General features: G+C 58.1%; 23 protein-coding genes. 13 read left to right on the top strand and 10 right to left on the bottom strand.

Annotation, left to right across the window (positions count from 1 at the left end; all coding sequences use genetic code 11):
* The 3 genes from KIP88_RS21580 to KIP88_RS21570 form a co-directional block, all read right to left on the bottom strand.
* Entirely contained in the window at nucleotides 1-231 is a 231-nt protein-coding gene (locus tag KIP88_RS21580; protein WP_214489978.1) for a hypothetical protein, read from the bottom strand.
* Entirely contained in the window at nucleotides 228-569 is a 342-nt protein-coding gene (locus KIP88_RS46615) for a hypothetical protein (protein WP_249790924.1), read from the bottom strand. Before KIP88_RS46615 ends, KIP88_RS21580 begins: the two co-directional genes overlap by 4 nt.
* A 302-nt stretch (nucleotides 570-871) precedes the next feature.
* Entirely contained in the window at nucleotides 872-1,120 is a 249-nt protein-coding gene (locus KIP88_RS21570) for a hypothetical protein (RefSeq protein WP_214489977.1), read from the bottom strand.
* A 45-nt stretch (nucleotides 1,121-1,165) separates the two neighbouring features.
* Here KIP88_RS21570 and KIP88_RS21565 point away from each other — a divergent pair, with 45 nt between their 5' ends.
* Nucleotides 1,166-1,351, top strand: coding sequence for a hypothetical protein (locus KIP88_RS21565; protein WP_214489976.1), 186 nt, complete (start codon nucleotides 1,166-1,168; stop codon nucleotides 1,349-1,351).
* 80 nt (nucleotides 1,352-1,431) lie between these two features.
* On the opposite strand, the gene KIP88_RS21560 is transcribed toward KIP88_RS21565, so the two are convergent.
* Nucleotides 1,432-1,716: a hypothetical protein gene (locus KIP88_RS21560; RefSeq protein WP_214489975.1), complete on the bottom strand. Its 285-nt coding sequence runs from the start codon at nucleotides 1,714-1,716 to the stop codon at nucleotides 1,432-1,434.
* 198 nt (nucleotides 1,717-1,914) lie between these two features.
* Here KIP88_RS21560 and KIP88_RS21555 point away from each other — a divergent pair, with 198 nt between their 5' ends.
* The gene (locus tag KIP88_RS21555) at nucleotides 1,915-2,136 is read left to right on the top strand and encodes a hypothetical protein (protein ID WP_214490058.1); all 222 of its coding nucleotides are present in this window, start codon (nucleotides 1,915-1,917) and stop codon (nucleotides 2,134-2,136) included.
* Nucleotides 2,137-2,145: 9 nt separating this feature from the next.
* Here KIP88_RS21555 and KIP88_RS21550 read toward each other — a convergent pair whose 3' ends face one another.
* The 3 genes from KIP88_RS21550 to KIP88_RS21540 form a co-directional block, all read right to left on the bottom strand.
* Entirely contained in the window at nucleotides 2,146-2,499 is a 354-nt protein-coding gene (locus KIP88_RS21550; protein ID WP_161856013.1) for a phasin, read from the bottom strand.
* Nucleotides 2,500-2,958: 459 nt separating this feature from the next.
* On the bottom strand, nucleotides 2,959-3,165 hold the full coding sequence (locus tag KIP88_RS21545) for a hypothetical protein (protein ID WP_214489974.1): 207 nt from the start codon (nucleotides 3,163-3,165) through the stop codon (nucleotides 2,959-2,961).
* Nucleotides 3,166-3,329: 164 nt separating this feature from the next.
* On the bottom strand, nucleotides 3,330-4,463 hold the full coding sequence (locus KIP88_RS21540; protein ID WP_214489973.1) for an alpha-hydroxy acid oxidase: 1,134 nt from the start codon (nucleotides 4,461-4,463) through the stop codon (nucleotides 3,330-3,332).
* Nucleotides 4,464-5,325: 862 nt separating this feature from the next.
* Here KIP88_RS21540 and KIP88_RS21535 point away from each other — a divergent pair.
* Nucleotides 5,326-6,429 (top strand): Fic family protein, encoded by a 1,104-nt coding sequence (locus tag KIP88_RS21535; RefSeq protein ID WP_214490057.1) that lies wholly within the window; start codon nucleotides 5,326-5,328, stop codon nucleotides 6,427-6,429.
* A 199-nt stretch (nucleotides 6,430-6,628) separates the two neighbouring features.
* Here KIP88_RS21535 and KIP88_RS21530 read toward each other — a convergent pair whose 3' ends face one another.
* Nucleotides 6,629-7,333, bottom strand: a complete 705-nt coding sequence (locus tag KIP88_RS21530) for a response regulator transcription factor (RefSeq protein ID WP_214489972.1) — start codon at nucleotides 7,331-7,333, stop codon at nucleotides 6,629-6,631.
* Nucleotides 7,334-8,016: 683 nt separating this feature from the next.
* Between KIP88_RS21530 and KIP88_RS21525 the strand changes: the two genes are divergently transcribed.
* The 3 genes from KIP88_RS21525 (at nucleotide 8,017) to galE (ending at nucleotide 10,351) form a co-directional block, all read left to right on the top strand.
* Nucleotides 8,017-8,895, top strand: a complete 879-nt coding sequence (locus KIP88_RS21525; RefSeq protein ID WP_214489971.1) for a response regulator transcription factor — start codon at nucleotides 8,017-8,019, stop codon at nucleotides 8,893-8,895.
* A 226-nt stretch (nucleotides 8,896-9,121) separates the two neighbouring features.
* Complete coding sequence (locus KIP88_RS48525) at nucleotides 9,122-9,298, top strand: DUF922 domain-containing protein (protein WP_374226493.1); 177 nt, start codon at nucleotides 9,122-9,124, stop codon at nucleotides 9,296-9,298.
* 42 nt (nucleotides 9,299-9,340) lie between these two features.
* Nucleotides 9,341-10,351: a UDP-glucose 4-epimerase GalE gene (gene galE, locus KIP88_RS21520; RefSeq protein WP_214489970.1), complete on the top strand. Its 1,011-nt coding sequence runs from the start codon at nucleotides 9,341-9,343 to the stop codon at nucleotides 10,349-10,351.
* Nucleotides 10,352-10,553: 202 nt separating this feature from the next.
* Here the strand turns inward: galE and KIP88_RS21515 are convergent, their stop codons facing one another.
* On the bottom strand, nucleotides 10,554-13,364 hold the full coding sequence (locus KIP88_RS21515) for a hypothetical protein (protein WP_214489969.1): 2,811 nt from the start codon (nucleotides 13,362-13,364) through the stop codon (nucleotides 10,554-10,556).
* A 401-nt stretch (nucleotides 13,365-13,765) separates the two neighbouring features.
* Nucleotides 13,766-15,157, bottom strand: a complete 1,392-nt coding sequence (locus tag KIP88_RS21510) for a polysaccharide biosynthesis/export family protein (RefSeq protein ID WP_249790923.1) — start codon at nucleotides 15,155-15,157, stop codon at nucleotides 13,766-13,768.
* A gap of 320 nt (nucleotides 15,158-15,477) precedes the next feature.
* Here KIP88_RS21510 and KIP88_RS21505 point away from each other — a divergent pair, with 320 nt between their 5' ends.
* From KIP88_RS21505 to KIP88_RS21475, 7 genes are all read left to right on the top strand, one after another.
* A complete protein-coding gene (locus KIP88_RS21505) occupies nucleotides 15,478-16,971 on the top strand; it encodes an undecaprenyl-phosphate glucose phosphotransferase (RefSeq protein ID WP_214489968.1) in 1,494 nt (497 codons plus the stop codon).
* Between the two features lie 143 nt (nucleotides 16,972-17,114).
* Nucleotides 17,115-18,158 (top strand): Wzz/FepE/Etk N-terminal domain-containing protein, encoded by a 1,044-nt coding sequence (locus tag KIP88_RS21500; protein WP_214489967.1) that lies wholly within the window; start codon nucleotides 17,115-17,117, stop codon nucleotides 18,156-18,158.
* Nucleotides 18,159-18,508: 350 nt separating this feature from the next.
* Complete coding sequence (locus KIP88_RS21495; RefSeq protein ID WP_214489966.1) at nucleotides 18,509-19,846, top strand: oligosaccharide flippase family protein; 1,338 nt, start codon at nucleotides 18,509-18,511, stop codon at nucleotides 19,844-19,846.
* Nucleotides 19,843-20,796: an FkbM family methyltransferase gene (locus KIP88_RS21490; RefSeq protein WP_249790921.1), complete on the top strand. Its 954-nt coding sequence runs from the start codon at nucleotides 19,843-19,845 to the stop codon at nucleotides 20,794-20,796. The genes KIP88_RS21495 and KIP88_RS21490 overlap by 4 nt, the downstream gene beginning before the upstream one ends.
* A 116-nt stretch (nucleotides 20,797-20,912) precedes the next feature.
* Nucleotides 20,913-23,258 (top strand): non-hydrolyzing UDP-N-acetylglucosamine 2-epimerase, encoded by a 2,346-nt coding sequence (wecB, locus tag KIP88_RS21485; RefSeq protein WP_214489965.1) that lies wholly within the window; start codon nucleotides 20,913-20,915, stop codon nucleotides 23,256-23,258.
* 17 nt (nucleotides 23,259-23,275) lie between these two features.
* Nucleotides 23,276-24,424, top strand: a complete 1,149-nt coding sequence (locus KIP88_RS21480; protein ID WP_214489964.1) for a glycosyltransferase family 4 protein — start codon at nucleotides 23,276-23,278, stop codon at nucleotides 24,422-24,424.
* 777 nt (nucleotides 24,425-25,201) lie between these two features.
* Entirely contained in the window at nucleotides 25,202-26,188 is a 987-nt protein-coding gene (locus KIP88_RS21475; protein ID WP_249790931.1) for a polysaccharide deacetylase family protein, read from the top strand.
* The last annotated feature ends 81 nt before the right edge of the window (nucleotides 26,189-26,269 follow it).

Below are 26,269 nucleotides of genomic sequence, written 5' to 3'. Positions count from 1 at the left end.
TCAGAGCGTCCGGCGACGGCAAACTTCGGTAATCACGCCAGCCAGCGCAGCAAAGGCCAGCATCTTGAACGCTGACCTGGCGTCCATGCTCGACAGCTGCGTGAAGTCGTATCCCGAGAACGCCCCGATGAGCCCAGCTCCGACGATGCCGACGACGTACTGGATACGTGCCCAGAGGATCGTCACGGAATCCTTGAACCATGCCTTGATCTTGTTCCATGTGGTGATCATGCGTTCCTCCTGAAAACGGCGTTGAAGATGTTGGCAATGAACGCACCGATGGAGCCTTTCGCCGGATTGGCGATGGATGGCGCGGCGCGCTTTTCGGCCGGACTCGTCGTGACCGAAATCGCCGGCGTGATCGTCGCACCCGTGAACGTGATGGTGGGATCGAGCGCCATCATCGCCATCAGCAGGCCGGCGCAACCAGGCTGGCTGTCGACGACGTTCGAATCGTAGACTCCGTCGCGGACATACTTGCCGGACCTATACTGATCGGTGCCGGACCAGATGTAAGGCGACGGCCTCCCGCGCGCGGCGTAACCGAGGCCGTTATATTGCTCGAGCATGGTAAGCGTCCGGCCAATGCTCCAGTCCTTGTTGCGCGCCGCGTCCCGTTGGGGACCGCGTGCGGCGGTGACGATCCGCGCCGCAGGCCGACATGTTCGCGCATGCCGACCAATTGTGTGATGAAAGGCTCGGACGACGGCACGCTCGCGACGCCCGGGCGAGGGCGTTGGGAGTTGCGGCGTCGATGTGCGGCCGCCGTCCGATTCGAGGATTCCAAACAAAAAGCCCGCGACGGATTTCTCCGTGCGGGCTTTTGCAATTTTTGCGATGATGGCGTTATGCCGGTGATTTGCCCGACATGTCAAACCGTTTTCAAGCAGTCAACAAATTGCAGAAAATTCGACGAAACGGTTTCGACAAATTGAAACCGCTCTGGTGATTGTCTTGTGACTGGTGATTGTCTGCGAAATGAAAAGCCCGCCGCCGTTTCCGGCGCGGGCTCTATGATATCGGCGATGATGCCAATGTGCCCCTGATTTGCCCGACGCGTCAAGTGGCCAAAGCAAACCAGATTCAGCACAGCAACATCGAAACGAAATCGTTGGGCCATGGACGGCGCAACCTGCGGCCCAACCGAGCGCAAGGAGGCTGTCGGATGTTTTTCGTTGCTGCCGTGCTCACGATTCTGTCGGGCTTGTTCTATGCAGCGAGCCGTCACGAGATCGGCTCGCTGGGTGTCGCGATGTGCCAATATGGCAGCCCGTTCTGCGACAATCCGCTGCTCGTGCTGGTGGCTGCAGGGTTGGCTGCGTGCTGGGGCGCATTCGTCAGCGTGCGCTGACGCATTCGTTCGGAAGCTGGCGAAGTTGCGCGATGATGCCGTTATGCCGGTGATTTGCCCGACGTGTCAAACGGCGCGCGTTACTGCGGCGCCGGGTTCACCGGATGAACGGGCTTTGGCACAGGTGGCTCAGGCTCCACCTGCAGCTTCGGTTCGGTCGGCATGACCTTGGCGCCGGCGGCCCGGGCAGCTTCACCGGTGGAGCTGTAACTCGTCATGAAGGCCGGCTGCATCTTCGGCTTGTTCCATGGCCCATGATCGACGATCAGCATGCCGAGCACGCCGAGAACTGCGACTGCAATCGCAACCTTCAGAGGCGCGCCACCAGACCGACTCAGACGATCTTCCGTCAAAACCTTCGCCATATGAAAACCCGCGTTGATTTCCTCTGACGAGATTAAATCCCGACGAGCACCAAGGTTCCTTATCGAAGGCGATAGCTTGCGGGAACAAATGTCCTGATTTCGTATTGTAAGGACATCAGCCGTTGCCCGGCAAATGCCGAGCGACCGAGTGAGTTGCAGACCGTGAAAATCGAACCCACAGAGCCATCGCAGCCCGGCATGGCGGAACGCGCCATCGATACCGCGACCGATGTGTCACGCACGCTCACGGAAGTGTCCGCCGGGCTGCAGGCCGCGGTCGGTCGTCTCAGCGACGCGATCTCGGCGGCACGGCAACCGGGGATGCCGCTCTCCACCATCAGCGCAATTACCCGCGAAGCGCCGCTGGCCAGCCTGTTCGTCGCCTTTCTGTTCGGTGTCGCGATCGCGCGCCGCCGCTAGTACGCCGGCTCAGAACTTGCCTTTCGTCGAATCTTTAGCGGCCGAAATGACGCCGCCGGTGATCTGACGCATATGTTCCCCGGCGTTGGTGAACTGGCTGCGCAGGAATTCGGACTGGATCCGCATCGCTTCCTGAAGGTCGGTCGCATGAACCAGTTTGCGGGCATGCTCGAACGCAGCCTTCATATTCTGTTCGGTGAACGATAGCGCCTGCCTGGAAATTTCCGTACCCGCGCCGGGCATCGACGTCATGGATTTTCCGGCGGCATCGAAGAACATGCCGAACGCCTTTTCTGCCTGATCGATGGTTTTCTCGGCCAGATCGCGCAGCTCGGCCGGGACTTCGAGTTTCGGTTCAGTCATGGTCGCTTCTCCAATGTCGACTATGGCAGGTTAGCACAATTCCCGGCTGCGTCTGCGTCGGAATGGACCGACTTGCGGGCATGGACTTTGGCCGCCGGCATCCGGGCTGGCGCAATCCCAAGGAATGATTTCCTTCCCTCGCGGTCCGTAGCCATACGGGTGCAGCAGCCGATTCCAATGGTGGCAACAGTGTGGCATAGTGATTCGGGTTAAGGGTCGATTGTCGGTGGCGTTGCGTCTCTGGTTTTAAGTCTCTTGGGACATGGGGATACGATGCTACAAACGTTTCGGCCGACGCCAACCTGCACACGGTTTCAAACCAGCATAGAAATGCCCTGCATGAAATGCGGCGCACAGATGCGCCTGGCCATGATCGAGCCGCGCGACCAGCATTATGACGTCTTGACCTACCGCTGCACGCCCTGCGACTCCGGCGAGAGCTTCCTGAAGGCGCGCTGATCACTCCCTGTTCAGCACGGCGATTCCAGCCGGCGTCAGCACGAGCCCTTCGTCGCGCACGTCGACCAGGCCGAGGCCCGTCAATGTCCTCAAATCTTCGTCGCTGACCGGCGACATTTTCAGCCGGCGAGCCTGAATATCCCGCAACGTCCAGCGAAGGTCGATTGCCTTCTCAAGGCTGAATTGAGCGAAAGGATTTTCTGCCATTCGCCTGCGGCTACTTGACCATGGGAGATCAGACTCGGGTTTGGCGGCGCCGTCCTCGGCGCACCTGATAATGCGGGGTTGCCCGCCAGGTTCCCTGACGAGCGACCAACTCCGGAAACGACGGGGCTGGTTTCAGGCGAAAGAACCCCGCGCGGCCGCCCTTCTCAATAGCGATAGGGTTCGATATCCAGCAGTGGAAAGGCGCTGAACACGCTCGGCAGATTCGTCGCGGTCGCCGCATGCAGGTAGGACTTGTCGAGTTCGGCAAGGCTGGTGACGCCGAGCAGCCCGAGGCAGCGGATCACCTCATCTTCCAGCAGCTCCAGCATCCGCACGATGCCGGCTTCACCCGCGGCTGCGAGTGCCCAGCATTGCAGGCGGCCGATGCCAACCAGATCAGCGCCGGAGGCGATCGCCTTCACGATGTCGGTGCCACGGCAGAACGAACCGTCGACCATGATCCTGGCGCGGCCGGCAACGGCGTCGACGATTTCCGGCAGGACGTGCATCGCACCGCGTCCATGGTCGAGCTGGCGGCCGCCGTGGTTCGACACATAGATCCAATCCACGCCATGATCGAGCGCGATGGCGGCGTCTTCCGCGGTCGCAATACCCTTGATCACCAGCGGAATATCATACTTGTCCTTGATCAGCTTTACGGTGCGCCATTCCAGCCCCTTCTGGAAGTCGCCGCCGGTGGCCCGGATGCGGCTTTCTCGGACATACCGCTTGGCTATATCGCGCTCGCGCCGGCTATAATGCGCCGTATCGACGGTCAGGCAGAATGCGGCATAACCGTTGTCGATGCTGCGGCTGACAACGTCTTCGACAAAGGCATCGTCGCCTCGGACATAGAGCTGGTAAATGCGCAACGCGTCGGGTGCGGCCTTGGCGGTGGCCTCAAGCCCCGGTTCGGACACCGAACTCAACATGTGAGCCGCGCCGAACTGACCGGCTCCCCGCGCGACCGCCGCGCCTGAATCGGGATCGAAAATCTCGAGCGCGCCGACCGGCGCAATCATGACAGGCAACCGCAAGCGACGACCGAATACCTCGGTCGAGGCGTCGACCTCAGCGACATTGCGCAGCACCCGCGGCCGGAATGCAATCTCGTCGAGCGCCATGCGGTTGCGGCGCATGGTGGTCTCCGTCTCGGAGGCGCCGACGATATAGTCCCATGCGTTCTGGTTCAGCCGGGAGCGGGCTTTTCGGATGAATTCATGAAGATTCTGGAATTCTTCACCGCTGGCGCCGAGTTCGATATTCCGCGCCGGCCGCAGGGGGGTCCCCTCATTCATGCTGCTTCTCTCCCGTTTGGCGGCACATTAGCCGCAGATAAATGGGAAAAGCTACCGCTTTGAAACGGGTTAGCCGTCGTGCAAACGCAGGGATGTTATTCATTTGCGAGAGGCATCGGGAGTGGGAGTTTCCCGCCCCGAAACCAGGGAAGCAACCAGGAGCGCCGCCATCACGGCCAGCACACTTATGAATCGCAATCTTCGCATCCAGCATGCCATGACGGGAGATGTCGGTCATGATCAACGGCGGGAGTTTGTGAGGCCGGCGCTGCATGCCCGAGGAGCACGCCGGAGATATCTTTATCAGAAACATTCCCTGCCCTTCATAGCGCGGCGTGAACGGCGCGATGAAAGACGGCGAGAACGGAGCACATTCAATCGAAAACAAAGATCGTGATCCGCAACAAAACCCGCGTTGCAAACGCGTCGAGGTGAGATCGATTGCGCTGCGCACAAGACGGCGCGCCGGTAGGTAAGCGAAATCGAAGAACCTCGTTCGCGCGTTCGTGGGATCAGACTGCACGAAAGCGCGCCGGGTTATACTCATTCGACGAAGCGATTATGATTGCGTGCGAACGAATGGCCCCGCTCCACTCGCCCGAACCGACGGTCCTTTCATCGAAAGCAACGAACGATCCTCCCAAGGACTTTGGGTTACGTGGCCGAGTTGGGTCGTAGAACGTCCCTCCGGGCGAACTGAAGAGCGGACCGCTCTCGCTAACCCGGGCTCAATCCATCGTCCGATGCTGGGATTTGGGCCGATGCAGGGAATGGCCGCTCTATTCTCCGCATAATTTGCGGAAAATAGCCTTGCGGATGCGGAGAATAGCTGGTATATTCTCCGCAGAAACTGCGGTAAATGATGAATTATATCCACCAACTACCTGATTGGCCTCACTTTTCCTGGGATTCGAACACCCTGGCAAAGCAGCTTGCCGCGGTTCGGCTGCGGCAGGGGCAGCTTCTTGGCCGGATGCAGGGACTAGGTTTCTCCCAGCAGGAAGAAGCTGTCCTGACCACCCTGACCGAAGAAGTCCTCAAGTCCAGCGACATCGAGGGAGAAAAGCTCGACAAGAACGCGGTGCGCTCATCGCTCGCGCGTCGCCTTGGCACGGACGCGGGCGCTTTGCCGTCGGCAGATCGCAATGTCGAAGGCATTGTCGAGATGATGCTCGACGCCACTCAGAAATTCAAAGCCGAGCTTACGGCAGAGAGACTTTTCGGCTGGCATGCATCGCTCTTCCCGACGGGCCGCAGCAACATGAAGAAGATCACTGTGGGAGCCTGGCGCGACGCGTCGGCAGGACCGATGCAGATCGTCTCCGGCGATTACGGACGCGAACGCGTGCATTACGAGGCACCGACGGCGGACAAGCTTGACGGCGAAATGACCGCGTTTCTCAATTGGTACAACACGGAAGAAAACATCGATCCGATCATCAAGGCCGCGATCGCGCATCTTTGGTTCGTGACCATCCACCCCTTCGAGGATGGCAATGGACGGATTGCGCGCGCCATCGCCGACATGTCGCTTGCCCGTTCTGAAGGAAGCCCGCAACGCTTCTACAGCATGTCCGCCCAAATACGTGCGGAGCGGAAAACCTACTACGACATGCTGGAGAGTACCCAGAAGGGCGACCTCAACGTCACGTCGTGGCTTGAGTGGTTCTTAGACTGTCTCGACCGCGCCTTCGGCGGAGCTAATACTATTCTCGCAGCTGTGCTCGAAAAGACGGAATTCTGGAAGCGGCATGCCACGGCCAGGTTCAGTGACCGGCAGCGCGATATGCTCAATCGTCTGCTGGACGGCTTCGATGGAAAACTTACCTCGAGCAAATGGGCAACAATCGAGAAGTGCTCGCCCGATACGGCCTTGCGCGACATTCGGGATCTCGTTGACCAGGGCATCCTCGCCAAGGACGAAGGCGGCGGTAGAAGCACGAGCTATTCCCTCGTCTCCGCCTGAATGCTGCTGCATGACACACGTTGCTTCTCTTTGCGCTTTTCTTTGATGTCACGGCGCACGCGTCGTCGTCCAAATCAGAGATATCAACTCACGGACTTGAGTGGGTCTTGCCAACAGGCTTTCCTGCCGAACCAGCCGCGCGGCGTGCCCCCGTCCTGGCCAATAAGCGCAGATCAGACTGCTTGTGATCGAGGGTGATTCAATCTCGCTCTTCATTCGTTGCTAAACCACGGCGAGACCGAAACGATTCATGTTCCGGGGCGAGACCCGCGCCGTCATCCTGCGAGATCGCAATGGCCGCGAGTACCGTTCGGTTGCTGATTTCAAGTTTCTGAAAGATGTGATGAAGATGCACCTTGATGGTGCCGTCGGTAATGTTCAGGCGTCGGCCAATTTCCTTGTTCGACAGACCTTCGGACACCAACCGCATGATCTGGCGCTCCCGGTCTGTCAGCACAGCCAGTGCGTTCTCCGTGATCGTACTTTGCTCCCGCAATACGGCCTGATCGACTGTGGGCAGCGGCAACAGCCGCCGGCCTTTCGCAATCTGGCGCAAGGACTGCACGAGAATTTCGGGCGCTACGTCCTTTGAGATGAAGCTGTAACCGTCGACCGCGGCTGACATGACCAGCTCACGTTCCACTTCAGATGAGATGAAAAAGACGACCCGCGTGGAAGAATTCTCGGCATTTACGATGGAGAGGATCTCCGGCCCGGTCACGCCAGGCATCGAGCCGTCGAGAATGGCTATGTCCGGCGCCAGATTCCGAATTGCTTCGACGTAGCCCGAACCACCGCTGCAAGATGCAACAATGTGGAAATCGGAATGGGCCCCAAGCACGCTGCTCAAGCCGTGCAAAACGACGGGATGCCGATCCGCAATCACGACGGTGATACGACGCATTGGGCAGTCCTCAGCCTGTCCCCCAATGTTAAACCCCGCCCCCCAGCCTTTGTTCGTCTCCCCCTGCGCGATGCCGTAATACTATATATCGATCATGACGGTATGGCTAATGCTGCATCGCAACAGAAGCGGAGGTAGCGAGAGTTGGCTTCCCTTTCTTGGTACCTCCGCACATTCCTGGAAGACGAAGCGCCCGTAGAACTGCGGGATGCGAGTGCGCTTTCCACCCCTTAAGCGCTCGCGGATGAAGTTCTGGCAAGTGGTAGCTTCGATCGAAATTTTGCAACGATCGATCGACATCGCACGTCTAATTCGCTCAGAGAATGTCGCGAGCACCTCATCTCGGACGTCAGAAAGGGGCTGCTATTATGAACGACATGCCCCGCGCATAACGGAAGGCTTATAACCGAAGATATATAGGGATAACGGCAATTCGAATCTAACATTCACAAAAGGCTTATTAATTTTGGGTACTCGAAATCCACCAACCCGATGTTGTGAAAGGAGAACAATTCTACCCGACTAAAGCCTGCCGAATTCTTAGAAACAAGCCGACGAAGAAGAAGATTCAATTGGTCGGAAAAGCGCTAATTCAAGGCCTACGGCGTCTTCGGAATTGTTGTTGATACGGCGTCTTCGGAATTGTCGATATTTTCAATTGCGTAAATGGCTGGGAGAGTAAAATGGCGAGGCGGCAATCTTTTGCAACGTTCATTGTTGGGAAAAGCGTTCTAATCAGAGAGGGAATTGCTAGAATTCTAAGCGCGGCAAATTTTCGCACCATAGCGTCGGTGTCATGCGCTGACGATTTGTCGCCGCACAAACTCCAATCGCACCCATTGCTGGTTCTCATTGTCCATGCGGGCGATGATTTCGAAGCCGTGGTTGAACAAATCGAGCTCCTGCGGGAGCGGAATCCGAAAGCACGCATTGCGGTGGTGGCCGATCACTATCGGCTAGACGAGATGGTTTCCGCATTTCGGGCGGGCGCCAGCGGCTATTTCATCGACGTCATGACGTGCGATGTATTCGTCAAATCCATCGAACTGGTGATGATGGGCGAAACAATCTTCCCGCCGGCATTCATGGCATCCATTCTCCACTCTCAAAGAGACCACTTCGCCAAGGCGGAGCTGCGCAACGACAATGATCGGGCGATCGCCTTCACGGCGGAGCGCAGCATTACGCAACAATTGTCCCCCCGCGAAAAATCAATCATGCGATGCCTGATCGCGGGCGATTCCAACAAGTGCATAGCGCGCAAGATCGATATCGCGGAGGCGACCGTGAAGGTCCACGTCAAGGCGATCCTTCGCAAGATCCGGGTCCAGAACCGAACCCAAGCGGCAATTTGGGGTATGAACAACGGTTCACTGGTGCGGCCGATAATTGACGGCTCCACTACAAGCGAGCAATTTCCGGATTCGCTCCCGATTGTTTCCGATATCAAGCAGATCGAGGGAATAGTACGACCAGAGTTGATCAATCAACCCGCAAATCGCGTGAAGGCTCCCAATATTGGTCGCCTGATACGCAACGGAACAGCGCGGCTCGGCAAGTAGGCCAGGCAACTGTCAGGACTCTCGCGTCCCCTGTTTCGTGAGCGGAACTACACCGAAAGCTGTCGATTGCGACTGAGCCAGTCGCACGCGACCTTGTGTAAGACAGGATCGACGCCAGCGGCGCTCCTGCCTTCGAGGTTGACTTCGGTTTGGATTGATTTGCCCGTTATACGCTCAGCCGCTCCACTATTTCAACACCAAGTAGCCCCTCGTCAATAATACCTAAGTGCTCTCACATGAGCGTCGACATCGAGCCCATGCACGCCATCACGGACGCAAGCTCCGTCGGCGTTCATCGCAAATTCCGCGTGACCAGAGTTGCGAACGCCGCGAGATGGTCGGGCACGGGACGCCGCTACCTGAACACAAGCATAAGCTGTCTGAATACCGCAAGCTCTGCTAGGATTGGTCATGACCGCGCAAGTACCGAACGGAAAGCTCCGACATGATTTTATTGACCGGAGGCGCTGGCTATATCGGGTCCCATGTCGCTGTCGCGTTGCTTGACGCTGGGCTCAATGTCGTCGCAGTCGACAACCTCTCCAACAGCAACGAAGCGTCTCTCGAACGTGTACAAACCATCTGCGGACGATCGCTCGTCTTTCGACATGCCGACATTTGCAATGAAGAGGCGATCTACGAGATACTGCGCGCTTACGAAGTGACCGCCGTTATTCACCTCGCGGGGTTCAAAGCGGTAGGCGATTCCAACGTTCGGCCCATGACCTATTACGAGAACAACGTCTGGGGAACGATGCGGCTTGTGTCAGCCATGACGAGAGCAAGCGTAAAGACACTCGTTTTTAGCTCGTCCGCGACCGTTTATGGCGCTCCTACGTACCTGCCGCTGGACGAGAAGCATCCCGTCGGACCGACAAATCCGTACGGCCGCACGAAGCTTTTCATCGAAGAAATACTAAAGGATCTTTATAGGTCCGACGACGATTGGCGGATTGGTGTTTTGCGCTACTTCAATCCGGTTGGCGCGCATGAAAGCGGACTCATCGGAGAAGATCCTCTGGGCGTTCCGAACAACCTGTTGCCGTTTGTGGCGCAAGTGGCAATCGGAAAGCGTGAGGAACTACACATTTGGGGAAACGACTATGATACTCCGGATGGCACAGGAATCCGCGACTTCATTCATGTCGTGGATCTTGCATCCGGACATCTAAGTGCTTTGAGCCACCTGAAACAGCCCGGCGTACTGACCGTCAATCTCGGCACAGGAAACGGCAGCAGCGTCCTGGAGGTGGTTCGGGCATTCGAGGTCGTGAGCGGCAGACCAATTCCCTATGTCATAGACGAACGCAGGGTCGGTGATGTCGCAACCTGTTACGCTGATCCGACGCTCGCGAGGAGACTGTTGGGTTGGAGATCAAGCCGATCATTGACGCAGATGTGTACCGACCACTGGCGTTGGCAGATGAAAAACCCGAATGGCTATCGCGGCACCTAGGTCTTGACGATTCCAGAACAGTCGCAGCCCGTTCATTGAAATCGTCTACGTATAGCGGTATAGCGCGGCCTCGCGATCGCGACAGGGCAACTGTCAAAATACGCTCGTGGATGAACTGGCAACGAGTGTCTGCTCCAATGTGGCCGGCATCCCCGCTCAATAAGGCTGTCTCGGACACCTTTCGTGTTCGCCCAAACTGGTGCTACCGACGCAGCGCCTCAATCCGCGCTTTCGCCTCCTTGATTCCTGCGGCGTCGGCTTTCGCGTAGAGGTCTTGCGCCCTGACCGCATCGCCGCGCGTTCCAAGAGTTCCCCATTTGGCAAGGATCAAGGGATCATAGGTTTCTGCGAGCGAGAAGCTTGCCTGGACGCTACCCATCTCGACGGCGCGCTCCAGCACAATCCGCGCCGCGCCTATGTCTCCCTGCCCGAGCAGCGAGCTCGCACGCGCAAGCAAGGCTGCCGCCACCCCGACTTTCTTGGAATTGGGCTGGGCATCGCTCCGAACGCCCGCCGCTGGTGACCAGTCGGCGACTGACTTCGCGTTTTCCGCAGGCTTGTCCCGCGTGATCGAGCCAACCGTCACGGCATTGGGTGCAACCTGCTTCGCAAGCGCGAGATCCCGCTCGAGCTGTTCGGCCCGAGCCCGCTCCTGCTGCAATGAGCTGCGCAACGAGGCTGAGTCGCGCTCCGCCGCCCGCCTGGTCCGCACCACCTCCTCGCTCGCCTTGGCCGCCAAGGCAGCCTGAGTATCGAGATCGCGACGTGCGGTTACGAGATCCTGTTCCAGCCGCTTCGTCCGATCGCTCCCGTCCTGTGCGGATTTAGGAAGCGACGGCGCACCGTTGGCAGCCGCCTGTTTGAATTCGGCCGCCTCGTCTTCAAGTTTGCGGGCGTGAGCCTCATATGCATAGAGCGTGCTGCGCGTCATCGAGAGGCCTTGCGCAAGGGCGTCGGCCCTTTCGCGCTCCTTTTGCATCGACTGCCTCAGCTCGGCAGCATCTGCTTCCGTAGCCCGCTTCGCCCGCTGAACTTCCTCGGTTGCCTTTGCCGCCAGTGCTGTCTGGGTTTCGACGTCGCGCCGCGCCGCCGCAAGATCCTGCTCCAGCCGCGTGGACCGCTCGCGCCCCTGCTGCAGGGACTTCTGGAGCTCCGCTTCGCTGCTCTCGCTTGCCTGTTTCAGCCGGGACGTTTCCTCGCTTGCTTTCGCCGCCAGTGCCGTCTGGGCCTCGACGTCGCGCCGCGCCGCCGCAAGATCCTGCTCCAGCCGCGCTGACCGCTCGCGCCCCTGTTGCAGGGACTTCTGCAGCTCCGCTCCGCTGCTCTCGCTTGCTTGTTTCAGCCGGGACGCTTCCTCGCTTGCTTTCGCCGCCAGTGCCGTCTGGGCCTCGACGTCGCGCCGCGCCGCCGCAAGATCCTGCTCCAGCCGCGCCGACCGCTCGCGCCCCTGTTGCAGAGACTTCTGCAGCTCCGCTTCGCTGCTCTCGCTTGCTTGTTTCAGCCGGGACGCTTCCTCGCTTGCTTTCGCCGCCAGTGCCGTCTGGGCCTCGACGTCGCGCCGCGCCGCCGCAAGATCCTGCTCCAGCCGCGCGGACTGCTCGCGCCCCTGCTGCACAGACTTCTGCAGCTCCGCTTCGCTGCTCTCGCTTGCCTGTTTCAGCCGGGACGCTTCCTCGCCTGCTTTCGCCGCCAGTGCCGTCTGGGTCTCGACGTCGCGCCGTACCGCCGCAAGATCCTGCTCCAGCCGCGCGGACCGCTCGCGCCCCTGTTGCAGAGACTTCTGCAGCTCCGCTTCGCTGCTCTCGCTTGCTTGTTTCAGCCGGGACGCTTGCTCGCTTGCTTTCGCCGCCAGTGCCGTTTGGGCCTCGACGTCGCGCCGCGCCGCCGCAAGATCTTGCTCCAGCCGCGCGGACTGCTCGCGCCCCTGCTGCACAGACTTCTGCAGCTCCGCTTCGCTGCTCTCGCTTGCCTGTTTCAGCCGGGACGCTTCCTCGCCTGCTTTCGCCGCCAGTGCCGTCTGGGTCTCGACGTCGCGCCGTACCGCCGCAAGATCCTGCTCCAGCCGCGCGGACCGGTCATGCTCGTCCTGTGCGGATTTACAAAGCGATGGCGCGTCGTTTGCAATAGCCTGCCTGAGCTTCGCCGCTTCGTCTCCGGCTCTTCGGGCCTGAGCCTCGGATGCTTGCATCGCGCTGCGTGTCATCGAGAGGTCGTGAGCGAGTGCGTCGGCCCTTTCTCGCTCCTTCTGCATCGATTGCCTCAGCTCGCCGTCACCGGATTCTGCCGCCTGCTTCCGCTGCAAAACTTCCTCGGCTGCCCTCGCCACCAACGCAGTCTGGGCTTCGACATCACGCCGCGCTGCCGCGAGATCCCGTTCCAGCCGCGCGGACCGCTCGCGCTCTTGTTGCAAGGACGTTTGCACCTCCGCCGTGCCACTCTCCCCCACCTGTTTCAGCCGGGACGCTTGCTCACGCGCCTTCTCCGCTATCGCGGTCTGCGTTTCAGCGTCGCGCCGCGCGGCCGCAAGAGCCTCCTCCAGTCCCTCGGCCCGATCGTTCTCCTGCGAGAGACGTTGCAGCAGTTCGATGTCGCGCCTTGCAATCGTGAGCTCAAGTAACAGTGTCTCCGCCCAGTGCTGCTCCCGTTCCGGAGGGCGTCCTGGATCGCCGGTCGTTGCTTGCGCAACCTGCACCGATTTATCGTTGCTGCCGCTGCTCGGCAGCAAAGCCACGAAGTCGCCATAACCTGCCGGTCCATCGGGATCGAAATTGCGGGCAGCCATCGCGTGTTGCGCACCCGCACGGTTTTGCGCTTGATCCGGGAAACCTTGCGTTTCCGACGTCCACGTCATCGCGAGCATAGCCGCGGCTACCCACGGGCTCGCGGACCGTCCCTGCCTGGACAGCCTCATCGTCTTCTGCGCAAACGGCGCCTCGTCCGCATCGTTTCGCAACGCGCCCGCGATACCGGAGGCGGTGTTCATTTCCCCATTGAGAATGACTGCGCGGTCCATCTGCAATCACCTCTCGCTGATGATACGGCTTCTGAGATGCGTCATTATGCGCTCCGCTGACGCGAATCCTATAACTCGCATGGAGGACCCTCCCCTACCTCTTTCGGGGTTCGGCCACGGAGCGTTGTGTCCATCTACCGAAACGTGAACTCCTCAAAGCTCCCTCGCCGGTTTCGGGCGCGCGACGGGTCATTGAGCAACGCGCGGTCGGAGCGGGGTCGCTGGAACCGTAAAATCCCTGCCGACCAGCCGCCGCCGAGTGCCCATATCGGCGTTCTGAACGCTGACCCGAATGGACGCAAAACCCGCCGTCAAAACCATTAGATGATATGCGGAAAAAAGCCGCGAACCGCCAGATTTATATCGCCACGAATTACGTTTGGAAGTTGCGGCAGCTCTCGTCACCTCCCGGCGCGCAGCGACTCGGTCGCGTCGGTCTGGCCTATCGATGAACTCCTTAGCCTTCGGGAAGGCGCGTCAGGACCGTCCTGGTATGGCAGGGCGACCTCGACGGCGTCACCCGGCTGCAATTCGGTATCGTCGCTTGCGATAATCCGCTCCTGCCCCTTCTCGCCCTTTCTAAAGATGGTAATTACCGCCTTATTGCCGGCTCCCCGCACGAGTTGTGATCGAGCCATCGCAGTGTACTGGAGCTTCTCGCCGACGCTCTGCAGCTTTTCGCGGATTTGGTTGAGCTTTACGCTGGTGTCTTGCAGCTCACGGAGCAGGTCGAGCCTCCGCTGGTCGTCGAGCTTTACCAGCCTTCTGGCGACCTCGTCCTGTTGCCTCTTGACCTGCATTAGTAGCGCAGAGGTCTGCAGCTTCCGCGTTGATGACAGCAGCACCGCGCGCCGCGCATCCGTAACGCGAGGGCTGGTCAAGGAACCCTTGGCAAAGAGATCGGACGCTTTTTGCAGTTCTTCGAGATCTGACTGAACTCCCTCTTCCTCTTTTTTCTGCTGCTCTGACAACACGCGGACCTGGTCGTCTCCCTGCCGGACGCCACGCTGAAGGAACGTCTTTTCCTGCTGATAATCACTCTGCTTCGTTTTCAAGTACTCCGTTTCTGCATTGATGATTTCCGAAATCGCCGATCGAGCTATGGGCACGTCCGTCAGAATGCCAGGATTGAGCTGCGTCGCCTCTCCGAGCTCATTCTTGATGCGCCACATACGCGCCTGTTCTTTGGCGAGCTCTGTCCAAAGCGATCCGTACTCGCTTCTCAGGTCCGCTGACTCGAGATACGGATTATTCATTCTGATGCGCATGATGTCGTAGCCGCCCGCCACAGCGGCGAGTTGGCGTACGGTGGTGGCGGGACGATAAGGGTACTCGCCCGGCTTCGACACGTCCCCATTTATATAGACCGGCCTGTATTCCACTACGATCGTCGTGACCTCATCTGCGCTGATCACGATGACGTTCTCCCGGCCATCGGGGTTCCTCTGTCGAAACACTTTGCTCGCCAATGCGGCCCCGATTTGAGCCCGGATCTGCGGCAAAGGCAGGCCGGCTACGGGAAGCATTCCGACCAACGGCAACGAAATATTTCCGTCTATTTGGACGGGAGCGCGATGCCGTAGCTCTGGCACGCCCGCCACCGCGACCTCCAGCACGTCTCCGATGTTTATTCGATACTCGGCCTTTGCTTGAGTGACGGAAATTGCCAGACCAGCAGCCACCAAGCCCCATTTGATGCAACGACTCAGGTCACTGCCAAAGATATCGGTGTGGAACATGGTCACTGGATGAAATCCTTCGAATCTGTTCGCGGAAGGCAGGCGCGTGGACATCGGTCCCGTCCGAGCAGCCGTCCTGACGGCCGATCCGCAAAACTAACGTGCTGTTTCCTCGTTGACGCTGGGCCGTTCAGTGCTTTCCTGGGTATGCTCGATTGGTCGGTCCGCTATTGATTTTCAATTCGTATTCCCATCAGCCCACCGGGATGGGCATCAGAACGAATTGCTTCCCGACAATTTAGTCCCGCACTGCCGCGGCTCAATCGCCCATCGTAGTTACCCCCCAAATTCTACCCATTCATAGCCAATCCTACCCAGTGATCCGAATGCTACTGTTTTGCTGGGTGACGGAATGGTCTGGCTGGGAGCGACCGGTGAGTTATGCGTCCTTTACCAACTCGCCGGCCTCTACCAAGATTCCGGCGCATTCGGTCGCTGGCGGCAGGGCGCTTGATAAGAGCCGATTGACTGCCCTGCTAGCGTTCGCAGCCGCTACCGAATTCCTACTCGTAGCCATTGCGGCCTATTTCGCAACCGTCCTCTATCATCGGCTGATCCTGCAGGACTCGCCAGTTGCCGCCCACTACATCCAGGAATCCCTTCTCATCTCCTCGTTGCAGTTGCTCGTTTCCATAGCGCGCCAGCAATATTCTCGGATCCAGACGCAGCCCCGGCACGTGTTTCTATGGAGCGGCGCCAGCAGCGTCTTCTTCGCATTCTCTTTCTTCATCTCGATGATATTCCTTCTGAAAATCTCAGTGGACTACTCGCGCGCAACGGTCATTGCCCAAGCTGTGAGCGTCCTCCTTTCGGTCCTCTGCACACGGGCAATATGGTTCTCATTGCTGCAGCCTGCCATTGCATCAGGGCTGATCGACGCCAGGCGCATCATTCTCATAGGCGACCCGAGCCACTGCGCGCATTTTTCCGCTCGAGCAATCGCCACTGGAATTCGGACCATCCGCTCGTTCGACTTTCCGACGGATCGCGCCGACTCTGCCGACTCTTCAGTACCGGCGCGCCCCGACGCCGTCCAAGCGCTACCTGATGCCCGCCAACTGGTCGCGAACTGCCGGCCGCTCCGAGCAGATGACATTGTCATTCTGAATTCGGAGCCGGATGTTCCGGCTGCCCTCGCGCTTGCCAGCGCCCTATCAGAGCTGCCAGTTGACGTTCATATCGTTCCTGTTGGAGCTATCGATCTGATGGCCGTGTCGCGGTTCACTCAGTTCGGCGACATGGTGACGATGCGGATCTTCCAGTCCCCGCTCACTCCTTTCAACCGCGCAATGAAGCGTGCATTCGACGTCGTTGCTGCAATCGCTGGACTTATTGTGATTAGCCCCCTCTTCGTCATCATTTCTCTCGCAATCAAGCTCGATTCCCGTGGGCCGGTGCTATTTCGCCAGACGCGGCACGGCTACAACAACGAGCCAATTCGTGTGCTGAAATTCCGATCGATGACTGTAATGGAGGATGGCGACAATTTCAGACCAGTCACCCGACACGATCCACGTGTCACCCGTTTGGGCCGTCTCTTGCGCCGCACCAATATCGACGAGCTTCCGCAGTTATTCAATGTCCTGGTCGGCGACATGTCGCTCGTTGGGCCCCGTCCACATGCAACCTCGCAGAACGAGACGTTTGCTGAGCTGATTTCCTTATTTTCCCGTCGCCACAACATCAAACCTGGCATTACGGGTTGGGCTCAGGTCAACGGGTATCGTGGCGACACCGATACCCTCGAGAAGATGCAGCGTCGTGTGGAGCACGATCTCTACTATATCGACAACTGGTCACTCCTTCTCGATCTCAAGATCATGATCATGACCTTCCTTTCCAGAAAGGTGTATTGGAACGCCTATTAGCGCGACTTCGGCTGCCGCACCTTCTGCCAGCCAATCTTTTGTCTAGTAGATCGCACGACGCATTCGATCCGCGTGTCCGTCGTGTCCCATTGCGCCTGATGCGCAGAGCATGAGTAGTTCAATTGTCAGTGCAGGTACGTGAAATGCTGCAGATTTATAAACCGGACAGTTCGGCAAATCAGGACATCACACCGTCTGAAGCTCGGTCGCCTTTCGAGCCCCTGGGAGAGGGGGTGGCCTTCATAAGGCGACATCTCTCGCTCATGCTCCTGACGTGTTCGGTAATGCTTGTCATCGCTGTGCTCTACCTCATCGCCGCAGCACCCACATTCACCGCCAACGCGCAACTGATCATAGACTCGAAGGCGGCGCCGGGAGACCCTGCGTCCGTGTCAACGATCGTGGAAAGTCAGATCGCAATCATAAGATCTGAGAGTGTCGCCCGCACCGTGATACAGAAACTCGATTTGGCAAACGATCCCGAATTTGCCTCCCAGGGCTTTTCGCGACGCATGAAAAGGGCGGTATCCCGAATGCTCGGTTGGAGCAAGGCAGAAACGGAATATAGCTTGATGCGCTATGCCACGGACTCGATGGCCCGCAATCTTTCGGTGAAGCGCGCCGGCTCGACCTACATTGTCGAGCTTGCCTACGACTCCGGCGACCCCGAGCGCGCCGCGCAGATCTTAAACGCTGTCGTCGACTCATACACCTCGGGTCAAATGGACGCGAAGTACAAATCGGCATTGCAGAGTGAGAAGTGGGTCAAGGAACGAACGAACGAATTGAGCGGCCAGGCGTCGGCTGCAAAAACGGCAGTGGCGGATAAAAAGAGCGAGATCGCGAATCTCCCAGGTGTTACCGATGCAGGAACATCCGCATCGCAGTCGACCGCGAAGATGCAAGCTGAGCTCCGCGAACTGGAAGCCGCTGCGGAAGTCGCCACAAGGACCTATGATAATTTTGTCCGCACGCAACGTTATATGGAAGTTGTGCAGCACCAAGCCTCGCCGGCGCTCGAGGCGCGCCTGCTCACCGAGGTGTCACGTCCCTTGACCGCCAGTACGCCGAAGGCCGGAATCGTGCTTGGAGTATCGACCATCGGAGGCCTACTTCTTGGCATCGCTCTCGGAATGCTGCGCGATTTGTCAGATCGAGGATCCGCACCTAAGCGGACGTCGTGGTGACAGATCATCAGGACGGCCGCCAGCTTCGGAAGGCACAATCCCGCTCATCGCCCGCCGCCCCCTGTCTGCTCGACGCCGCGCACGTGGCCGAATGCGCGTCAATCCAAGAACCGAAATAGGTAACCCAAAAGGGTCGCGGCTCAATGCAGTCGGATGAATATACTCGATAGGAGCGTCCACGAATGACAAAATCATTCCCTGTTTTCATCGTTGGCGTTCGTCCTAGATGTTCCCAACGGCCACTCATCTTTGGGTCGGACCGCGCGGGGATTAACGTGGTCGGCACAGCACGACGCCTACAGGACAATTGCTTTGTACAGTACTCAAGGAAGTGAATGCGAGGGTCTTGGATGTTCGAATCCCTCTTCTGGAAATCGGCGCTGACCTTCGTCTATCGTTGCTCGGGTGCGGTCGTCACGTTCGCCTTTGGCGTCAGTTTCGCCAGGATGATGAGCATCGAGGAGTACGGCGCTCTCGTGTCGCTGATGACCTTCGGGTTGATCGCCTCGACGATTGGCCTCGTCGGTCAGCAACTCCGTGTGCTGAGGGAAATACCGGTTCTCGCAGCCCAGAAAGACTATACGGCGATCGGCTCGATCGTCGCACAAGGGGTTCGTCTGGCAGGTTTGGGCAGCATTGCCGCGACAGTGATCGCCCTCTTCATATTCGTCGTCGCTTACGGCCGGGGAGGAGTATTCGGACGCTGGGAGCATTCCGCGAGCTTGCTTCTGATACTGCCCCTGGCCTTGATCGAAATGCAGAGTTCGGTCGGTCGCGCGCTGGGCTCCATCAACCTCGCACTCGTGCCAAAGGACGTGTTGTGGCGATTGTTCATCATATTGTTGGGCGCAGCTCTTTTCGTAACGTACGGCCATCCACTGAAGGCGGCAGATGTTTTCGTGATCGCAGCCGGCGTCCTGATCGTGCTGATCGCCCTTCAGCAAATTCACCTGCGACGTCTCGCCGAGGGCCATAGGCTGTTCACCATGGCGGTGCGGCGATCGAAGGAGAGCATCGCCGATGCCTTTTCCACTTCCGCACCGTTCTGGGTGACCAGCATTGCCACCGTCCTGTTCGGTACAATCGACATCGTCATCGTCTCGGTCTTCGTTGGTGCAGAGGCCGCCGGATATTATTACGCCGCCAATCGGATCGCGCTCCTTCTCGATTTCTTCCTGGGGACCTTCTGCATTCCCGCAGCACCTCTCATCGCGCGCCTATTCGACGAGAATCGTCGCCCGGAGATCACACGTGTCATGTCGGGTGCGACACTGGTTGCCTTTGTCGGAGTCCTTGCATGCGTCGTGGCATTGGCACTGGTTGGCGACATCGCGCTGATGGCGTTCGGACCGCATTTCGTTCGCGCCCACGGCGTTCTGATGGTCTTGTCGGTCGGCATGTTGGTGTCGATATACTTCGGCGTCGGAAGTATCGCACTGACCATGACCGGGCACCAGCGGGCCGCGATGAACATCATGGTCACCACTTCCGCATTGGGGGTTGTGGCCATGATCGCCGCGACCTGGATGTTCGGGATTTGGGGAACAGCGATCGTTGTCACCATCGTGTGGGTCGCGACGAAGGCCTGGATGGCCGCCTACCTTTACGCTGCCGAAGGGATCGATCTCACACCCACCACGATGCTAATCGCGATCGCAAGGCGGCGCCCAGCATGGATGAGCACATGAAGATGGATGCATTCGAATACGAAGTTTCGGGAAGCCGGCTTTCGATGGGGCTGGTGAAGCTTCTGCACGCCGCGATTACGCGGATTGCCGGGCGCGGAATGGGACTCGCCATGCAGGCGATCAAGCCCCTTCTGCATTCCCAGTTGTCTTGTGTCCATTTCACCGACGGTAGCCGCTTGTACTTTCGGCTGGACGACGTCTACTGGAATTCGTTCATCTGCCAGCCCCACCTCGACTACGAACCGGAGATAGGGAAGTTTCTACTGCGGCTGAAAGACGTCGACTATCTGTTCTTCGATTGCGGCGCCAACATCGGATACTGGTCCGTTCTCGTCACGTCAGAGATGTTGGGGCGCAAACGCGCGATTGCCCTCGAGCCGTCACGGGAAACGATCGCGATTCTGCAACAGAACTGCAACGCTAACGGTCAGCGCTTCGAGATATGCCACAAGGCATTGAGCGAGCACGACGGGCAACGCCTGTTCTTCGTCTCCAATGGACATCATGCCGCGCGCCACATCGTGGAGACACAGGGCGGCCGTTTGACACACATCGAACCGGTCATATCAACAACGATTGATGCACTGGCACGGCAACTGCAGCTGACCGACAACGATCGGATCGTCGTCAAGCTGGATGTCGAGGGAGCCGAAATCTCGGCTCTAAAGGGCGCGCACCAGGTACTGAAGCGCGACGCGCTGATCATCTACGAAGACCACGGCAACGATCCGAGCCACGCTACCACGAGGTTCGTGTTCGACGAGCTCGGATTTCCGGTCTTCTCGATTGTTGCCGATGGGACAATTACGGAGATCAAGGAGCTCTGCGCGCTGGATCGCGTGAAGAAGGATCCGAAGCTGGGCTACAATTTCGTGACCTGCCCTCCACGGTCCGGCTTCCACCGGTGGCTAGTGGAAACTGCCGGCAGCGCACGGCGATCCATGCACTGAATCGTTGCGAACCTCGGCGATTGAACGAAATCGAAATCTGAGGGCGAAGTTTCTGGAGTAGCAGTTTTACCAGGTATCATCAGTAGGTCGTGTTTAAGCCGCTCATGGAGAACATGATGAAAATCGCGATTCTCGTTGGCACTCGCCCGGAAATCATCAAGATGGCGCCGGTCATTCGCGAATGCCGGAAGCGAAAGCTCGATTACTTCATCATTCATTCGAAGCAACATTATTCGGAGAAACTCGACGGGATCTTTTTCTCGGAACTCGATCTTCCCGCACCGAAATACAATTTGAATGTCGGCTCCGGCGGCCACGCCAACCAAACGGGCCGCATATTGATCACGCTTGAGCCGATCCTGATGTCGGAAAAGCCCGATGTATTGCTCGTTCAAGGAGATACGAACACCGTGGTGGCTGGCGCACTCGCGGCGAACAAACTTCATATCAAGGTCGGGCATATCGAGGCGGGATTGCGCTCGTTTGATCAAACCATGCCGGAAGAAAGCAACCGGATCATCGCCGATCATATTTCGGATTATCTTTTTGCCGTCACCGACTTGCAGGTCGGTTACCTGAAAAAAGAAGGTCTTCCGGAGTCGAAAATCTTCAAGGTCGGAAACACAATCGTCGACGCTTTGCTTTCTCACCGGGTTCGCGCGGAGAAAACGAGTAAGATTGTTTCCGAACTGAAATTACAAAGGAAGGGATACTACCTCCTTACGTCCCACCGAGCCGCGAACGTCGATGATCCGGATGCGCTGAAGGAAATCATCCAACTGATTGGGACAATCCCCGGCCAAGTGTGCTGGCCGATCCACTATCGCACGCAGAAAGTTCTCAAGGAAAGCAAGATTGATTTGCCTGGGAATCTGACCTGGACCGATCCAGTCGGCTATTCGGATTTTCTGAATTTACTTTCGAACTGCACGGCCGTCATTACTGATTCCGGCGGTGTCCAGGAAGAAGCTTGTATCCTCGGCGTACCTTGCGTGACGATTCGCGATTCCACGGAACGGCCCGAAACCGTCGACGTCGGCGCGAATGTTTTGGTGCACCGAAACGCAGAGGCGATGGTTACGGCTCTCAATCGCCCGATGACCCCTTGGACGAACCCATTTGGAGACGGCCACACCGCCGAGAGAATTCTCGACATCGTCACGGGCCGACATGTGCAGCCGGTTCCGCAAACACAGGATACCGTTTGCGTTGTGGGCCTTGGCTATATGGGACTTCCGACGTCCCTCCTGGTTGCGAACGCCGGCGTAAAGGTCACCGGCTTCGATCTCAGCGAGAGGAAAGTGAGTAAGATCAACGCCGGCCGCTGCCCGTTTGAAGAAACGGGTATTCCGGCGTTGTTGACGGCGGCCCTGAAGACTGGAAACTTCAAGGCTCAGACGAAGCCTGCGGCTGCGGACGTTTTCGTTGTGGCCGTACCGACTCCGCACGAGAACAAGAAGTGCGATCTGTCCTTCGTTGTTTCGGCCGTGAACAGCCTGCTTCCCGTCATGAAAGACGGAAATCTCCTCATCATCGAATCGACGATCAAGCCGAAGACCTGTGAAGACATCGTACTTCCAATCCTCCAATCGAAACATTTGAAGATCGAAGTCGCGCATTGCCCGGAGCGGGCGATCCCCGGGAACACGCTCCATGAGATTGTGCACAATGACCGCATCATCGGCGCCACATCGCCGGAAGCAGCGCAGAGAGCGGCGCGCCTCTATTCGACATTCACGAAGGGTACGATTCATCAGACAAATCTCGTGACCGCGGAGTGCGCAAAGCTGATGGAAAACACCTTCCGGGACGTCAATATCGCTCTCGCGAACGAGTTCTCCCTGATTGCCGACAAGTTCAGGTTCAACATCTCAGCGGCGATTCAGCTTGCAAACAAGCACCCGCGCGTCAACATTTTGCAACCGGGAATCGGCGTCGGAGGTCACTGCATCGCCATCGATCCGTGGTTTTTGACCGAAGATGTCGACGATCTGAATCTTATCAGAAGGGCGCGCGAACTAAACGACGATATGCCGAAGCACACCGCCGAGCGAATTCAGAACAAGATCGGCCCATCCGTTCAGAAAATTGGGATTTTAGGAGTGAGTTACAAGCCGGACGTCGATGACGCTCGCGAAACTCCGGCGTTGGAAGTCGCAAAGCTTCTGTCGAAAAAGTACCAGATCCGCTGCCATGACCCCTTCGTGAAAGATTGGGATCTCGAGCTCTTCCCCATCGAAAAAGTGGACGGCTGGGCGGACGTGTTGGTCATTCTTTCGAATCATAAAGTCTACGCGTCCAGGAAGTTCAAATCTCCGCTGCTTTCGTTTGACAAGTTGATCAACGCTGACTGGTGCGATTCTACACGGTCATCGACCGCAATGCTTCTGACAAAGGAGAGAATTGGGGCAAAGCCTCAGCGCGTTTCGCGACGTACAAGTGATAAACGATCGATAGCCTGACCAAGGTCCTTCGACAGATGTTCAGCAAGTTTCACAGGGAGTCGGCGTCGCAGCTCAATGCCGTGGTGGTCACGCCCGGCGGCGAAGGGGGACGGGGCGGAATTGATCGCATGATGGATGCCATTCGACACGAATTTCGCGAGCATCCGCGTGTCAATGTTGATCTCAAGTTTGTGGTCAGTCGGGGCGCGAGTATATATCTGTCGCCCGTTGTGTTGGCTTGGGCTGTTCTGAGAATAGTTTTCCTGCAAGCATGGCAGGGGATCGATGTCATCCATATAAACCTTTCCGCAAATGCAAGCGTCTACCGGAAATTTGTCGTTGCAGCGGTTGCGTCGGCGTTGCGCATTCCGTACGTCGTCCATCTACATTCAGGTGAATTCGGCACCTTCTGGGACTCGTGTAATGGACAGACGCGCCGTTGGATAGACGCTCTCTTTACCAATGCTAAATCCATAATCGTTCTTGGTCGGGTATGGTCGGATCTGCTTGTCACAAACTTGCCGGAGCTTAGAGACCGCATAATCGTTATGCCCAATTCGACCAGGGCGCAGCGTCATGATTTTCACGCCGATGGCCCGGTCACCATCCTGTTTCTCGGCCGTCTTGGTCCAGCCAAGGGAATTGGCGAGCTCCTCGATTCGTTCGAGATAATTCGGCATCACAATGACTGGCGGGCGACGCTCGCCGGTGATGGAGCAGTCACAGAGACCCGCATTTTGGTCGAACGCCTTGGGCTTGCCGGACGCGTGAAAGTGCCTGGATGGCTCAATGACGACGGTGTAACGGCTGAACTGCAGGCGGCTGATATTCTTGTCCTGCCGTCTTGGGTCGAAAACCTGCCGATGTGCGTGGTGGAAGCTTTTGGTCATGGACTAGCAGTTGTGTGCACGCCGGTCGGTGCCTTGCCTGAGATTGTGGAGCACGAAAGGACGGGTCTCTTGGTACCCGTGAGAAATGCCCGGGCTCTGGCTTCGGCGCTGGAGCGGCTACTAACCGATCCCGCCCTTCGTGCCCGGCTGGGGATTCAGGCGCGGGCCCAGCATGCTGTCCGATTTGAGATTGGCGGCTATGTCGACAGGCTTGTGGGAGTGTGGCGCGGAGCTTCGCGGACGGAAAGGCGACGGGCCACCCCTCCAAGCTCGATGACGGCCAGCGCCAGGTGAATGATCAGAAGTGGGCCGCCCCCGCGATCCAAGGTATGGTGCGCCGGCGGCTAGTGTTCGGGCAGTGACAAACGTGAGCGGCTGGTTCGCGACCGTAACACGCCGCAGAAGGTAGCTTGGAGAACGCGGATTGTGCTGTTGGCAGGAGATGGGCTGACGGCGGAGGGGATTGTGGCCTAGTCGAGCGGGGGACGCTAGCTGTAGCGCGAAATTTGCAACAGCGCATCAGGGGCAAATATGATCGGGTCCTACGACCCGCCAAGAGCGGAAAGCTCCTGCCGGCCGCCCGCCCGGCGGCGGCGTAGCGCGCCTACGGCGGGGTTGCGCCTCGTTGTAGACGGTGTCCTGCGATCGACTTCCGGAGTAACTCATATTTGGTAGTCACTCAGCCCCGAGTGAACCCGATCTTCTACGGGTTCTTATTCGCAACCCTTTCGCTTACACTGGCTCAACGTTAGGTCGGGCAGACCCCAGGACTACCGTAACCGCACGCAAAGTTACGGGTAGATTCGATCCCGGGAGCTGCGCTGCCCTACAGAAGCGGAGAACTGAAACTACCGACGACCCTTGTTCCAACGGACGACGCCAGTGCGATTTTGATTGCAGAAGAAGCTATCACATTGCGGCAGCGGTTTTTGCCGCGATCAGATATTCCACGCACCTTGGCCCACAACTCACCTTTGCATGCGCCGCGCAAGCAGCGCCATGTACTGTGTCTTCAAGCGATAATATCGTTTTCTTTCAACCTGTTTATCCGGGAATATGTTCGTGACCCAGATGACCCAGATTCTGAAGGATTGCATCTACTACAGCGCGAGTCGGGTTGGAGAACTTCCCTTCCTTCGGACACGCTTCGCAGCTCGAGCGGCAATCATATTGTTGCATGAGATACAGCCGAACTGTCAGGCGGAATTGATGACCGGAACATCAGTTTCGCTTTTTGAATACTTACTCAATTGGCTGCAGCGCGAAGGATGGTCAATCGTCAGCCTCGATGAATGCCTCGAGAGACTGGCAAGGAACGATCAATCCAGCCGTTATGCAGTTCTGACTTTCGACGACGGCTATCGCGACAATGTCTCGGTAGCGCTTCCAATCCTGGAGCGGCATAACGCGCCGTTCATGATGTACGTGCCCACTGGAGCCCCTACACGATCCATGCAGTCGTGGTGGTTGGGTTTGCGCAAATTGTTTCTCTCTAGAGACAAGGTTGCAATCGATGCATTGGGTCGACAGTTCCATTGTTCTGACATTCGAAGCAAGACGTTGGCGTTGGCCGAGGTCATCCGGTGGGTTCACCAGGATTACCGGCGAAGTGCGATGCTCGCGCCGACATTCAAACAGGCTGGAATTTCGCTGGCGACACTGAATGACGCGTATTTCCTGGATGAGCGGGAGCTTGGCATTCTTGCGCGTCATCCGCTCGCGTCAATCGGCGGCCACACGACCTCACATGCAGCGCTTGCGACCCTGGACGGGCCTTCAGCGCGTGCGGAACTGGCCGATAACCGCGCTTATCTTGAGAATTTGCTTCAACGGTCCATTCGACACCTTGCATATCCGTATGGCGGTCCCAGAGCGTGCGGTCTTCGTGAAGAGCATCTCGCGAACGACGTTGGTTTTCAAACTGCGGTGACGACGCGACAAGGGCAATTGCACGAGCACAAGATGAATCACCTTGCACTTCCCAGAATCGGCTTTAGCAGTCGTTCAGGCTTCACGGCTCGAATGAGCGGTATCATGGAGGCGGTGCAGGCGCGATGAGCCTGTCCCACGGGTTGATACAGTTTGACGTTTGTTCTGACCCGCGTAAGGATCGGAGCATGAAGCGACCGCTTTTCGGAA

The organism is Bradyrhizobium sp. SRL28 (genome assembly GCF_018596315.1).
Taxonomy (GTDB): Bacteria; Pseudomonadota; Alphaproteobacteria; order Rhizobiales; family Xanthobacteraceae; genus Bradyrhizobium.
The sequence above is the reverse complement of the archived record's forward strand: the minus strand, read 5'-3'. Positions and strand labels throughout refer to the sequence as shown.